Origin of the sequence: Microbacterium sp. LWH11-1.2 (genome assembly GCF_038397745.1) — a bacterium.
Classification (GTDB): Bacteria; Actinomycetota; Actinomycetes; order Actinomycetales; family Microbacteriaceae; genus Microbacterium.
On sequence record NZ_CP151636.1, the window covers coordinates 636,967 to 650,511 of the forward strand.

Genomic DNA, 13,545 nt, shown 5'->3' on the forward strand with positions numbered 1-13,545 from the left:
ATCAGCCGGCGTGCGCTGCGGCCCAGTCGGCCTGGATCGAAGCGATGAAGTCGCCCACCGACATCTGCCCGGCGATGAGCTGCTGCGTGCCCGCCTTGAGGGCATCGTTCATCGTCGCTGTCGCGTTGTTGTTGAATGCGACGAGACCGTCGGCTTCGGCGATCTCCGCCCAGGCGGCGACGATGTCGCCCTGGAGGGTCCCTTCCTCTGCGACGGCGACCGTCGGGTCGTCGGGCATGAACCCCTGCGCGAACTGCTGCTCACTCGCCTCCGGCGAGCGGAGGAAGTCGAGGAAGGCCGCGGCCTCGTTCGGGTGCTCGCTCTGCGTCGAGATCGCATAGGCGACCGACGTGCCGATCCCGGTGGTGTTCTCGCCCGGGAAGGGGAGGAAGCCCGCGTCCTCACCCAACCCCTCACCGATCTTGCCGGCATCCCAGATGCCGTCCACCAGGAACAGGCCCTTGCCGCCGATGAAGTTGTCCACCGCGCCCTGGAGGTCGGTGCCGTTCACGGTCGTCGGGTCGCCCAGGTAGCCGGCCTTCTGCCAGTCCGTGAGAGTCTGGGCGGCGGCGTGGTTCGCCTCCGTGTCGAAAGTCGCACCCTCATGCCCGAAGGCCCACGCATTGGCCGTGTCGGCTCCCGACATGCCCTGTCCCAGCAGCTGGACGACGAACGCCGCGTGCCCTTCGGCATTGCCGAGCTGCACGGGGAGCGCACCGGCCGCCTTCGCGGTCTTCAGAGCCGCCTCGAACTCGGCCAGCGACGTCGGCGCCTCGATGCCCAGCTCGGCGGCGATCGCCTTGTTGTAATAGGTGCCGACGAGCGAGAAACCGGCGGGGGCCGCGTAGAGCGCTCCCCCGTCGCCGAGGGTCGTCCCGTCATCGGCGACGCGCCACTGGTTGAGCTGGTTGGCAGGGAAGAAGTCGTTCCAGCCGTAGAGGTCGGCGTAGTCGTCGAGCGGCAGGACGAGCTTGTTCTTGACCGTGTTGGCGACCGCGTTCAGGAGCACGATGTCGGGCGACTGATCGCCGGAGAGGTTGAGATTGACGCTCTGGTTGTAGTCCTCGTAGTTGGTCTGCGAGTACTCGATGGTGATGTTGGGATGCTCGGTCTCGAACGCGGCGATCGTCGCTTCGGTGGCTGCACCGGATTCCGGCGTGGACATCAGGGTGAGCGTGATGTCGTCGGTCGTCAGCTCGGTGCTGGCGTCGGTGCCGGCGCCGGCGCCGGTCGTGGTCGCGCCGGGCGCGCAGGCCGTGAGACCAAGGCCGAGGAGGGCGCCCGCCGCCAGAGGGGCGAGGACGAGTCGCGTGCGTCTTTGCATGGAGTGTCGCTTTCGGTGGAGGAGAGATTCTATTTTGCAACTCTCCGGGGTAATTCCCAAAGATAGGTCAGCTGTCCGATCGTGTCAAGCCGCACTGTCAGCGGATGTGGTAGTCAGGACACGTGACCTCACCCGCACTCGGAACCGATCTCGCCGCCATGCGGCGACTCAACGGTCAGGCCGTGTTGACCACGCTCTGGGATGAGGGCGGCCCACTCACCGCGAGCCGCCTCGCCGCGTCGACCGAGCTCTCCCGCACCACGGTCGAAGCCGTCCTCGCCGAGCTGCTCGACGCTGACCTGATCCGCTCCGAGCAGCTGCGTCCACGAGGGGCGGGGCGACCCGCACGCGGATACCGGCTGGCTGCCGACCGGGGCGTATCCGTCGGGATCGACATCGGCCCGCACGGGATCGCCGGGATCGCGGGCGACCTGCGAGGCACGGTCGCCGCACCGCACAGACGCATCGAACAGGATCTCTCCGGCGGCGCAGACGCCGTCACGGCCATCACCGAGATCGTCGAATCACTGCTCGAGGAGTCGACAGCGTCGACCCGCGAACTGGCGGCGCTCACCGTCGGGATCCCCGGCATCGTCGACGCCGACGGTCACCCCGTGAAGACGACGGTGGTTCCCGACTGGCTGGCTGTCGACATCGATGCGCACCTGCGGCGGATGTTCCCCGGCGCCACGATCGCCTTCGACAACGACACCAAGCTCGCCGCCTTCGCCGAGATCGAGAACGGTACGATCGGCGCCGACGAGACGGCCGTGCTGCTGCGCATCGGGAATCGGATCTCCGCCGCGTCGGTCGTCGAGGGAAGGGTGGCTCGAGGGGCGCACGGAGCCGCCGGTGAGATCGGCGCTCTGCAACGGGTGGCCTGGCCACAGGCGCAGCAGCGCCTGTCCGCCCGAGCCGAGGACGGCCTGGAGCTCCTGTTCCGCCGGCACGGCGGCAGCGACGAGGCGATCGCCGAGTTCGCCGCCGGTATCGCCGACGGTCTGGGTGCGCTCGTGCTCGCCATCGACCCGCACGCGGTCGTCGTGAGCAGCAGCATTCCCGAGGCATCCGATCGACTCGCCGATGCCCTGCGCTCCGAACTCGCCGGACGGGCGCTCTTCGTGCCCGAGCTCCGCACCTCGTCGCTCGGAGCAGCCGCCCCCTGCCTCGGCGCCCTGGCCGTCAGCAGCGTCGCAGCGCGAGAGCGGTTGTTCTCGCAAGAGTATTGACAATTACGTCAGAGTCCGGGTTAATTGTCCTCGCTGGTCGATGAGTGTTCTTCGCGACCAGATCCACGATCAGAGTCGATCCCGAGGAGCCCCCGTGACCCGCCGAAACCCTGCCCGTATCCGCACCCGCAGACTCGCCGCATCCGCGATCATCGCGACGACCGTGGGCGCGCTGGTCCTGTCCGGACCGGCCGCCTGGGCGGCGGACACGCCACCGAACCCGGACTCGAAGCCGGGCTACACCCTGGACTTCGCCGAGGAGTTCTCCGGGACGACCCTGAACACCGACAAGTGGATGCCGAACTACCTGCCGCACTGGGTCCCCGCCGAAGACTTCGCAGACACCGCCGCGCGCTACACGATCTCCGACGGCACCATCAAGCTGCGCGTCGAGCAGAACCAGCCGCCGTGGAACCCGGATCAGGACGGAACGGTGGTCTCGTCGGCCATCCAGACCTATAACCAGAACAACTGGCACCCTTTCAACTCCTCGGCGGTCAACCGCAACAACCTGCCGACGTTCAACGGCTACTCCACCAAGTACGGGTACGTCGAGGTCAGGGCGAAGAACTCGAACGCCGGCGGCGGCGGCCACCAGGCGCTCTGGCTGGTCGGGACCAACACGACCGGCGGGCAGTCCGAGATCGACATGATCGAGACGTTCTTCAGCACGCCGAACAGCTGGCGCATCGCCGCGTATGGCTGGGGAGACCCCAACTTCCTCGGTTCCTGGTCCCTCGACACGGTGCCGGTGTCCGGATCGCCCACGACCGAGTTCCATGTCTACGCGATGAACTGGACGCCCACCGAGCTGAAGTTCTACTACGACGGCCAACTCGTGAAGACGCTCAACGATGCTCCGAACACCGCGATGGGCATCATCATGAACATCTACACCGGCGCGGGCTCCGGCCAGCCGAACAGCGTCTGGCCGAAGCAGTGGGAGGTCGACTACCTGCGGGTGTTCAAGGACAACGCCGGATACTCCGAGGCCGTGTCGCCGACGTGGAAGCTCATCAACAACCGCCACCGCTCCGGCGCGGTCAACGTCGAGCCGAACGACGGCCTCGTCCGATTCGGCGACGTTCCGAGCACGTACTGGAGCGCACAGTGGGTGCCCGAGACGACCTCGTCCGGCGCGACCAAGTACCGCAACCGGTGGACGAACCAGTACCTGTACACGAGCGGATCGACGGTGCGACACGGCACAGCGGCGACGGCCGGAACCGCCGCGGAATGGTCGACGCCGTCGGCGGGCAGCGGGTACGTCCGCATCCAGAACGCCTCCGGAGCACTGCACGTGGAGAACGGCACCGGAAAGGTCGAGTTCGGCAACGTGTCGAGCTCCTGGTGGTCTTCTCACTGGCAGTTGAACGCGGCGCCCGCCAACTGAGACGACGCCCGTGGGAGGGGCGCTTCGGACCCCTCCCACGAAAGGAGAAGTGATGAATCCCACCCGTCGCCGCACCACGGCCGCCCTGTCCTTGGCGTTGGCGCTCATCGTGTCGGCCGCGCTCACCGGCTGCACGGAACCCGCGGCGACCGAGGCGGCGAGTGCTGCACCGAGCGCCTCAGCGACACCGCGATTCGACCCCGACGCGACCCTCTGGAGCGTCTCATCGACCGAGGAGGCCCTGGGTCTCGACGACCCGGACGTCCAGGCGCTCCAACAGGTCGTCGCGCTGCACTCCGGCGCATCCGACAACCGCTCCCCCGCGACGGTCGCGGAGTCGGTGGCCGCAGAGGAGACGTACTTCACGCCGCTGTTCAGCGAGAAGCTCGCCGCGCAGGGATACCGCGATGCCGTGGTCGCGATGTACGACGACGCCGACCTGACGATCGAGCAGACCGGGGTGGCGTGGCTGCGATCGACGATCGACGCCGATCGCCTGCACGCGACCGTGGGCTTCGAGTCGCTCTTCGCCATCGTCGAGGCCTCGGAGGGATACCTGCACGAGCTCGACGTCGACCCCGGCGCGGAGTTCGCCCAACCGCGTGAGTACTCGCTGACGAAAGTGGACGGCGTCTGGCTCATCGACGACATCTCGAAGGGACCGCTCCGCAAGTCTGCGGAACCCACCCCCTGACGACGCAGCGACGGCGAGCGGCGGCGCAGGACTACCGTGGACGACATGCGCATCCCCGCCGCCATCCGCGCCTCGCAGCGCTCCCCGCTGCTGCAGGTCGTGAAGTCGGCGGCGGCGACCATCGGAGCCTGGATCATCGCGGGCTGGGTCTTCCCGGCGCAGCTGCCGGTGTTCGCCGCGATCGCCGCACTCCTGGTGGTGCAGCCGAGCGTCAACCAGTCGCTGTCGAAGGCGCTCGAGCGCAGCATCGGGGTGATCGCCGGCGTGCTGGTCGCCGTGGCGCTCGGCCTGTTCCTCGGGTCGTCGAGCTGGGTCGTGCTGCTGGCGATCGTCGTCGCGATGCTCGTGGCCTGGCTGCTCCGGACCTCCCCCGGCACCGGCAACCAGATCGCCATCTCGGCGATGCTCGTGCTGGCGCTCGGCTCCTCCAGCCCCGAGTACGCGTTGGCCCGCATCGTCGAGACCCTGATCGGCGTCGCGATCGGGCTCGTGGTCAACGCCCTCATCGTGCCACCCGTGCTCGTCACGCCAGCGCGCCGCGACCTCGGACTGCTCGGGCACGAGCTGGCCGCGAGCCTCGACCGCCTGGCCGACGCGCTGCCCGAGCCGCAGACGCCCGCCCGGCTGCAGGAGCTGATGCTCGAGGTCCGTCTGCTGCGGCCGATGAAGAACGTCGCCGAAGCATCCATCGCCGCCGGCGAGGAGTCGCTCACCCTGAATCCGCGCCGCTCCACGCACCGGGCCGAGCTGCGCGAGATGCGGCAGCTCCTCGACCGACTGTCGCCGATCGTCACCCAGACGATCGGCATGACCCGCGCGTACTTCGACCACTACGACGACTCGATCGGCGAAGAGCCCGTGGTCGCGGCCATCGCGGATCAGCTGCGTCGGGCAGGGCACGACGTGCGCCTCGCGGTGCAGATCGCCGACGTCGCCCCGGAGCCCGAAGCCCTCACCTCGGCGATCCCCGCGTTGACCGCTCCGCTGGTGGTGCGTCCGCCGTCGTCGCAGCACTGGATCCTCATCGGCTCGCTCATGGAGGACCTGCGCCGCATCCACGGCGGGCTGCTCGACGAGGACTGACTCCGGCTGCCTTCGCCGACGGGGTTGGATGCCGCGAGTCGGGCGTTCACAATTCAGCCATTTCTCGCCGGATCGCCCGATGCATCCGCTTACATCGGACTGGGCGCCAAGTTCTTGCTGAGTTGCGCACGGGGTGGCGGCCTACTCTGGACCTCATGCACGACATGACGCTCGCGGAAGCCCTCGGGGAACTCGCTGCGCTCGAAGACCCGAAGATGCGCGCGGCCAACGAGAAGCGCGGCGACGACCACGGCATCAACCTCAGCCGGATGCGCGCTGTGGCGAAGAAGATCAAGACCGATCAGCCGCTCGCGCAGGAGCTGTGGTCGACCGGAGAGACCGCCGCCCGACTGCTCGCTCTGCTGATCTGCCGTCCGCGCGACTTCACCGCCGACGAGCTCGACGCGATGCTCCGCGAGACGCGCCCACCCAAGGTCAACGACTGGTTCGTGAACTACGTCGCGAAGAAGACCCCGCTCGCCGAGGAGATGCGGCTGCGCTGGTTCGACGACCCCGACCCGACCGTCGCCGCGGCTTCCTGGTCGTTGACCTCCGTCCGCGTCGCGAAAGACCCCGCCGGGCTCGACCTCCCGCACCTTCTCGACCTCATCGAGCGGGACATGAAGGATGCCGCGCCGCGACCGCAGTGGTCGATGAACGAGACCCTCGCCACCATCGGCATCCACCATCCGTCGCTGCGCGCGCGGGCACTGGAGATCGGCGAACGCCTGCAGGTGCTCGCCGACTACCCCACCGCTCCCGGATGCACCTCCCCCTTCGCCCCGATCTGGATCACCGAGATCGTGCGCCGGCGCGAGGGCTGATTCGCCTCGCACGCCGAACCACCCCCTTCTGTGCGAGCCACCCCCTTCTGAGCGTGCTCACAGGGGTGGGCGGCAGAGAAAGGGGCCGGTCGGCGCGAGGGCTGATTACGCTGAGTGCATGAGCACGCACATCGCCGCAGAGCCCGGCCAGATCGCCCCCGTCGTCCTGTTCCCCGGCGACCCGCTGCGGGCGAAGTGGATCGCCGAGACCTTCCTCGACGACGCCGAGCTCTACACCGAGACCCGCGGGATGCTGGGATACACCGGCACCTGGAACGGACACCGCGTCTCGGTGCAGGGCTCGGGCATGGGTCAGCCGTCGATGGCGATCTACGCCAACGAGCTGTTCGACTCGTACGGCGTCGAGACGATCGTGCGAGTCGGATCCTGCGGCGCGCTGACCGAGAAGCTCGCGGTGCGCGACATCATCATCGCGAACGGCGCGTGCACCGACTCGGGCATCAACCGGGTGCGGTTCCACGGCCTGGACTACGCGCCCGTCGCCGACTTCTCGCTGCTGCGCGCGGCCGTCGAGGCGAGTGAGGCCGAGCCCCCGGCATCCGCTGTGCACGTGGGCCTGCTGCTGTCGAGCGACCAGTTCTACAGCACCCGCCCCGAACTCAACCAGCCGTTCGTGCAGCACGGAGTTCTCGGCGTCGAGATGGAGACGAGCGGCCTCTACACGCTCGCCGCCTACTACGGACGGCGGGCGCTCAGCATCTGCACCGTCTCCGATCACATCGTCACGGGCGAGGAGACCAGCGCGCAGGAGCGGGAGCAGACCTTCGCCGACATGATCCGCATCGCGCTGCGCGCGGCGACTGCGGGCTGACGGGGCCGCGACGCGTCAGCGCGACCGGACTCCGCGTTCACAATTCAGCACATCCGCGCGGTTCCCGCCCGATCGGGGCCGAATCTCGCGGTTCAGCGCAGTTCTTGCTGAATTGTGAACGGCGGTCGGCGATGACGGGCGCGCCCGGTAGGGGATGATCGAAGGATGCTCCTCGACTCCCTGCCGGACAGCGCCGACCCGGATGCCGTCTACCTGGCGTTCGTCGAGTGGGCGGAGTCGACCGGCATCCGCCTGTACCCCGCCCAGGACGAGGCGGTCATCGAGATCGTCTCGGGCAACAACCTGATCCTCTCGACGCCGACCGGGACCGGGAAGTCGCTCGTCGCGGTCGGTGCGCATTTCTCGGCCCTCGTATCGGGACGCCGCAGCTTCTACACCGCGCCGATCAAGGCCCTCGTGAGCGAGAAGTTCTTCGCCCTCGTCGACGTCTTCGGCGCCGAGAACGTGGGCATGATCACCGGCGACTCCTCGGTGAACGCGGATGCCCCGATCATCTGCTGCACCGCCGAGATCCTGGCGAACCTCGCGCTGCGTCAGGGCTCAGACATGAACGTCGGCCAGGTCGTGATGGACGAGTTCCACTTCTACGCCGACCCGGAGCGCGGCTGGGCGTGGCAGGTTCCGCTGTTGGATCTTCCGCAGGCGCAGTTCATCCTGATGTCGGCCACTCTCGGAGATGTGACCACGCTCGCCGCCGACCTCACCCGGCGCACCCACCGCGAGACGGCATCCGTCACGGGCGTCGAGCGGCCCGTCCCGTTGCACTTCTTCTACGAGACCACGCCGATCCACGAGACGATCGACGATCTGCTGAACACCGGCCAGGCGCCGATCTACGTCGTGCACTTCTCGCAGGCGGCCGCGATGGAGCGCGCGCAGGCCCTGTCGAGCACCAAGGTCGCGACGCGCGAGCAGCGCGATCGGATCGCCGACCTCATCGGAGAGTTCCGGTTCACGACCGCATTCGGCAAGACTCTGTCGCGGTTCCTCCGCGCGGGAATCGGCGTGCACCACGCCGGAATGCTGCCGAAGTACCGGCGCCTCGTCGAGCAGCTCGCCCAGCGCGGGCTCCTCCGCGTCATCTGCGGCACCGACACCCTCGGTGTCGGCATCAACGTGCCGATCCGCACCGTGCTGCTCACGGCGCTGACGAAGTTCGACGGCACCCGGATGCGGCAGTTGAACGCCCGCGAGTTCCACCAGATCGCCGGCCGAGCAGGGCGAGCGGGCTTCGACACCGCCGGCACCGTCGTCGCACAGGCACCCGAGCACGAGAGCGAGAACGTCGCGGCGGTCAAGAAGGCCGGCGACGATCCGAAGAAGAAGCGGAAGATCGTCCGCAAGAAGGCGCCGGACGGCTTCGTGTCGTGGGGCGAGCCGTCGTTCCGGAAGCTCATCGACGCCGTCCCCGAGACGCTGACATCGCACATGCAGATCACGAGCGCCATGATGCTCAACGTGATCGCCCGTGGCGGCGACGTGTTCGCCAATATGCGCTCGCTGGTATATGACAACCACGAGCCGCGATCTCGCCAGCGAGAACTGGCGATACGCGCGATCGGCATCTACCGCACCCTCCGCGAATCGGGCATCGTCGAGACGTTCGACGCTCCGACGGGCTCCGCGTCCCAGGGCGGCTCGAAGGGCGTCAGGCTCACGGTCGACCTGCAGCCGAACTTCGCCCTGAACCAGCCACTGTCGCCCTTCGCGCTGGCGGCGTTCGAGCTGCTCGACCCGGACGCTTCGACAGGCTCAGCGACCCAGGGAACGAGCACAGGCTCAGCGACCCAGGGAACGGGCGCAGGCTCAGCGACCCAGGGGACCGTGGGAACGGGGAACTACGCCCTCGACATGATCTCGATCGTCGAGTCGACGCTCGACGATCCACGGGCCGTGCTGAGTCAGCAGGAGTTCCTCGCTCGCGGCGAGGCGGTGGCCGCGATGAAGTCCGAGGGCATCGAGTACGACGAGCGGATGGAGCTGCTCGAGCAGATCACGTATCCGAAGCCCCTCGACGAGCTCCTCACCGCCGCCTTCGAGACGTTCAGCGCGGCACAGCCCTGGATCCGCGACTTCGAGCTGCACCCGAAGTCCGTGGTCCGCGACATGTACGAGCGAGCCATGTCGTTCGGGGAATATGTCGCGTACTACAAGATCGCCCGTTCCGAGGGCGTCGTGCTCCGGTACCTCTCCGACGCGTATCGCGCCGCCTCGCAGACCATCCCGGAGGAGCTGAAGGACGAGGATCTCCGCGACCTCATCGAGTGGCTGGGAGAGCTCGTGCGCCAGGTCGACTCGAGCCTGCTCGACGAGTGGGAGGAGCTGCGCGCCGGCATCGACAACGGACGCTTCGACGACGGTTCTCCGAGCCTGTCGAAGGGTGACGAGCCGATCGTGCCGCCCGCGCCCAAGCGCCTCACGAGCAACGTGCGCGCCTTCCGCATCCTGGTGCGCAACGAGCTGTTCCGGCGCGTGCAGCTGGCAGCTCGCGAAGACGTGGATGCTCTCGCCGAGCTCGATCCGGCGTTCGGCGCCGACGCCTGGTCGGCTGCGCTCGACGGCTACTTCGACGACCACGACGAGATCCTCACCGGCGCGGACGCCCGCAGCTCGAAGCTCCTGATCCTCGAGCAGGGCAGAGAGCAGTGGACCGCGCGTCAGATCCTCGACGACCCTGCCGGCGACCACGACTGGGGCATCTCCGCGACCGTCGACCTCGCGGCATCCGACGAGGCCGGCGAGGCCGTGCTCACCGTGACCGGGGTGGACCGGCTGTAGTCGCGACCTCCTCCCTCTCCACACCGACGACCCGGCCGAATCGCGACAGCGTCTCTCGCCGATGCGAGGCGGCGATGACCGTTCCCTGGAACCGTTCGAGCACGTCGGAGATGATGCGCTCCGACTCGGCATCCAGGCTCGCGGTGATCTCGTCGACGATGAGCACCCGCGGCTCGCGACACAGCGCCCGCCCCAGGGCCAGCCGTGCGCGCTGGCCGCCGGAGAGGCGCACCCCGTGCTCCCCGAGATCGTCGTCCAGGGTGATCCAGCCCTCGGCGCCGACCCGTGTGAGCGCGTCGCGGAGCTCCGCGTCGGTGCGGGTTCCGGCACCCCGCACGAGGTTGTCCCGCACGGTGCCGTGGAAGAGCCGGGCATCCTGCTCCACCACTGCCACGGTCCGGCGAAGGTCGTCATCGCGGATGCGGTCGAGGGGGTAGGCGACGCCCTCGGCGTCGACGAGAGCCACCGCCCCCGCCGAGGGGTCCCACAGCCGGGCGGCGAGTGCGATGACCGTGCTCTTGCCCGCTCCGGACGGCCCTGCCAGTCCGATGTGCTCGCCAGGATCGACGTCGATCGACCAGCCGCGCAGCACCTCCGTCCGGTCGTCGTAGGAGAACACGACGTTCTCGAAACGCACCCCGAGCGGACCGGTCGGCAGCGGAAGCGGACGATCGACCGGCGCGACGACCGGTGGACGGTGCAGCCCCGCGACCACGCGATCCGCGCTGGCGATCAGGGGGTGCAGCTCCGATACCGTGTGCGCGGCGTCCGCCACGGCGGCGACTCCCGCGACGGCGAGTGCGATCGCGGCGGGCAGCGATGCCGCCTGGGCGCCGCCGATCTCGCCGCCGAGGAGCGAAGCGGCGATCACCCCGATCACGACGGCGGTGAGGATCAGCTCGCGCGTCCCGTCGACGAGATGGGCGATCCCTTCCCGGCGGCGGGCGATGAGCGAAGAGCGCCGGGTCCCGGCGACCGCCTCGCGCACGACCCGGCTCTGCAGCCCGTAGGCGAGGACCTCGCGCAGCGCCCCGAGCGCGTCGACCAGCCGTTCGGACTGCTCTTCGCGCTCCCGCTGCTCGCGCGCACCGATGCGCCGTGCCGGTCCCGCTCCTGCCCAGGCGGTGAGCGTGACCGCGATCGCGCCCCCGAGCATCACGAACCCGGCCACGGGCAAGACGAGGAACGCGCAGACCACGGCTCCGACGAACAGCGTGAGCGCAGCGCCGATCTGCGCCACGGTGTGCGCGTAGAAGAACTCCAGCTTCTCGATGTCGGTCATCGCGACGGATGCCGCACGCCCGGAATGCTCGCGACGGCGCCCGGGAACGCTGCGCGAGTACGCATCGAAGAGCGCCATCCGCAGTCGGGCGAGCACGCGATAGGCGAGGGCGTGCGACACGTCCATCTCGCGCCAGGTGAGGAACGTCCGCAGCAGCACGAGCGCTCCGAGGGCGATCCACCAGACGGTCGGCGGCCACTCGCCGTGCACGACGGCCCCGCCGACGCCGAGCGCGGTGAGCACACCGATGGCGGCGAGAGCGCACAGGCTCGTGGTGGCGATGAGGTAGCTGCCGATGATGCGCCGCCATTCGGGTCGCAGCGGAGGAAGCAACCGGGCGAGGATGGCTCCGGACGAAGTCATGCGGCCTCCTTCACGAGCACTCCGTCGCGCAGCACCCGCACATCGGCGACTCTCGCGAGAGCTTCGGGGCGGTGGCTGATCATGAGCACGATCCTCTCGGCGGCGACGCGTTCGAGCGTCTCGGCGACGGTCAGCGCACTGCGGTCGTCGAGGGCGCTGGTCGGCTCGTCGACGAGCAGCACGGGACGGCCGGCGAGCAGCGCTCTGGCGAGGGCGAGGCGCTGCCGTTGCCCGCCGGAGAGACTCGTCCCCGCCTCCGCCACCATCGCGTCGAAGCCTCCGGGGATCGCCCGGATCTCGTCGAGCACGCCAGCCGCGGCGCACGCATCCTCCATCGCCTCCTGCCCGGCATCGAACAGATCGACGTTCTCCCTGATGGTGCCGGCGAACAGGACGGGGCGCTGGGAGACGACGGCGACATCGCTCGGGCGGAGGGGGCGCCCATCGAGCTCCACCGTCCCCCCTGTCGGCGGGAGGAAGCCGAGGATCAGGTCGAAGAGCGTCGATTTTCCCGCGCCCGACGGCCCGGCGATCGCGAGCACCTCGCCGCGCTCGACGTGGAGGTCGACACCGCGCAGGACGTCGTCATCGGCGCCCGGGTAGCGATACGACAGGCTCGAGATGCGGAGCACGTCGCCATCGGTCGCCGACAGCGTGCCGAGGTCCGCCGCGGCCGGGGCGGACCGACGGAACGCGCCGAGTGCCGCCAAACCGGGAACGGCCGTGAGCCCGAGGAATCCGGCATGCCAGTGACGCGAGAGCTCGCGGACCGGCCGGAACGCCTCCGAGGAGAGCAGGAGCAGCGCGTAGACCTCGACGACCGGCGGCTGCCCGGTCATGACGGAGACGACCGCGAGTCCGGCCGCGATCACGACCCCCGCCTGGACGGCGAAGTCGGCGATCGCCGTCTCCGCGAGCGACGACCGCATCACGCGTTCGGTGGCCATGCGCAGGGCCTCTGACCGCGCCTGCAGGCGCGAACGCGTCGCGGGGACATCGCCCAGCGCACGCAGCGTCGACATCCCGCGGAGCGACTCGAGCAGGTCGCCGCTGAGGGTCTCATAGCTGTCCCAATGCGTGAACCCGCGCCGAGCGAGCATCCGCTTCCAGGCCAGCGGACCCAGCACCGCGAGCAGGATCCCCGCCGCGACGCACAGCGCAATCAGGGGAGACAGCACCGCGAGGAGCCACACCGCGATCGCGCTCCCGATGACGAGCTGCGCCACCGCGGGAACGTACTTCGACACGTAGGCGTCGGTGCCGTCGATGCCGTCGCCGAGCACGAGCTGGGTCGAGCCATCGCGGAGGCGGGCGTCGTGCAGCCGTTCGGGCACGAGTGCCGCGGTGAGGGCCGCACCCCTCAGGTCTTCGCGAACCTGCCCCCCGAGGCGTGCGGCGGCATCACCCTGCACCAGCGTCAGGAGCACCCGCGTCAGCCCGATCGCGAGGATCGCGCCGATACCGGCCACTGCGCCCGCCTTGTCGGCGCGCACGAAGGCGGCGAGCGACCAGGCGAGAGCGAATGCCTGAAGCAGGTGCGTCGCGAACACGAGAAGAAGAAGGAGGATGCTCAGGGCCAGGAGCCAGGGATGCCGTCGCGCTTCGCGCCACAGCTCGGGGACGATCATCATCGTGAACCTCCGGGAGAGTCGAGGAAGGCGACCGCCAGAGGCGGCGCCTCCTTAAATGATAATGATTCTCAATATCTACTACGATCTTCAG

The 13,545-nt window shown here is 69.0% G+C and carries 10 protein-coding genes; 7 read left to right on the forward strand and 3 right to left on the reverse strand.

Translation table 11 applies throughout. The features are described from left to right. Nucleotide 1: 1 nt before the first annotated feature. Nucleotides 2-1,324 (reverse strand): extracellular solute-binding protein, encoded by a 1,323-nt coding sequence (locus MRBLWH11_RS02955; RefSeq protein WP_341946617.1) that lies wholly within the window; start codon nucleotides 1,322-1,324, stop codon nucleotides 2-4. A 122-nt stretch (nucleotides 1,325-1,446) separates the two neighbouring features. Between MRBLWH11_RS02955 and MRBLWH11_RS02960 the strand changes: the two genes are divergently transcribed. From MRBLWH11_RS02960 to MRBLWH11_RS02990, 7 genes are all read left to right on the forward strand, one after another. Further along, nucleotides 1,447-2,553 carry an ROK family transcriptional regulator gene (locus MRBLWH11_RS02960; RefSeq protein WP_116636046.1) on the forward strand — a complete coding sequence of 369 codons (1,107 nt, stop codon included), beginning with the start codon at nucleotides 1,447-1,449 and terminating at the stop codon, nucleotides 2,551-2,553. A 94-nt stretch (nucleotides 2,554-2,647) separates the two neighbouring features. Then, nucleotides 2,648-3,946 carry a glycoside hydrolase family 16 protein gene (locus MRBLWH11_RS02965; protein ID WP_341946618.1) on the forward strand — a complete coding sequence of 433 codons (1,299 nt, stop codon included), beginning with the start codon at nucleotides 2,648-2,650 and terminating at the stop codon, nucleotides 3,944-3,946. Between the two features lie 52 nt (nucleotides 3,947-3,998). Then, nucleotides 3,999-4,640: a hypothetical protein gene (locus tag MRBLWH11_RS02970; RefSeq protein ID WP_341946619.1), complete on the forward strand. Its 642-nt coding sequence runs from the start codon at nucleotides 3,999-4,001 to the stop codon at nucleotides 4,638-4,640. Between the two features lie 45 nt (nucleotides 4,641-4,685). Next, nucleotides 4,686-5,723 (forward strand): FUSC family protein, encoded by a 1,038-nt coding sequence (locus MRBLWH11_RS02975; RefSeq protein ID WP_341946620.1) that lies wholly within the window; start codon nucleotides 4,686-4,688, stop codon nucleotides 5,721-5,723. Nucleotides 5,724-5,878: 155 nt separating this feature from the next. After that, complete coding sequence (locus tag MRBLWH11_RS02980; RefSeq protein WP_341946621.1) at nucleotides 5,879-6,547, forward strand: DNA alkylation repair protein; 669 nt, start codon at nucleotides 5,879-5,881, stop codon at nucleotides 6,545-6,547. 118 nt (nucleotides 6,548-6,665) lie between these two features. Next, nucleotides 6,666-7,379, forward strand: a complete 714-nt coding sequence (gene deoD, locus MRBLWH11_RS02985) for a purine-nucleoside phosphorylase (RefSeq protein WP_116636050.1) — start codon at nucleotides 6,666-6,668, stop codon at nucleotides 7,377-7,379. A 165-nt stretch (nucleotides 7,380-7,544) separates the two neighbouring features. Continuing rightward, a complete protein-coding gene (locus MRBLWH11_RS02990) occupies nucleotides 7,545-10,178 on the forward strand; it encodes a DUF3516 domain-containing protein (protein ID WP_341946622.1) in 2,634 nt (877 codons plus the stop codon). On the opposite strand, the gene MRBLWH11_RS02995 is transcribed toward MRBLWH11_RS02990, so the two are convergent. Next, entirely contained in the window at nucleotides 10,150-11,823 is a 1,674-nt protein-coding gene (locus MRBLWH11_RS02995; RefSeq protein WP_341946623.1) for an ABC transporter ATP-binding protein, read from the reverse strand. The genes MRBLWH11_RS02990 and MRBLWH11_RS02995 overlap by 29 nt on opposite strands. Next, nucleotides 11,820-13,454, reverse strand: a complete 1,635-nt coding sequence (locus MRBLWH11_RS03000) for an ATP-binding cassette domain-containing protein (protein ID WP_341946624.1) — start codon at nucleotides 13,452-13,454, stop codon at nucleotides 11,820-11,822. Before MRBLWH11_RS03000 ends, MRBLWH11_RS02995 begins: the two co-directional genes overlap by 4 nt. Between the last annotated feature and the right edge of the window lie 91 nt (nucleotides 13,455-13,545).

Coding starts and splice junctions, on each gene's coding strand:
- MRBLWH11_RS03000 (WP_341946624.1), bottom strand. CDS start 13,454: ATGATGATCGTCCCCGAGCTGTGGCGCGAAGCGCGACGGCATCCCTGG.
- MRBLWH11_RS02975 (WP_341946620.1), top strand. CDS start 4,686: ATGCGCATCCCCGCCGCCATCCGCGCCTCGCAGCGCTCCCCGCTGCTG.
- MRBLWH11_RS02955 (WP_341946617.1), bottom strand. CDS start 1,324: ATGCAAAGACGCACGCGACTCGTCCTCGCCCCTCTGGCGGCGGGCGCC.
- MRBLWH11_RS02995 (WP_341946623.1), bottom strand. CDS start 11,823: ATGACTTCGTCCGGAGCCATCCTCGCCCGGTTGCTTCCTCCGCTGCGA.
- MRBLWH11_RS02980 (WP_341946621.1), top strand. CDS start 5,879: ATGCACGACATGACGCTCGCGGAAGCCCTCGGGGAACTCGCTGCGCTC.
- MRBLWH11_RS02990 (WP_341946622.1), top strand. CDS start 7,545: ATGCTCCTCGACTCCCTGCCGGACAGCGCCGACCCGGATGCCGTCTAC.
- deoD (WP_116636050.1), top strand. CDS start 6,666: ATGAGCACGCACATCGCCGCAGAGCCCGGCCAGATCGCCCCCGTCGTC.
- MRBLWH11_RS02970 (WP_341946619.1), top strand. CDS start 3,999: ATGAATCCCACCCGTCGCCGCACCACGGCCGCCCTGTCCTTGGCGTTG.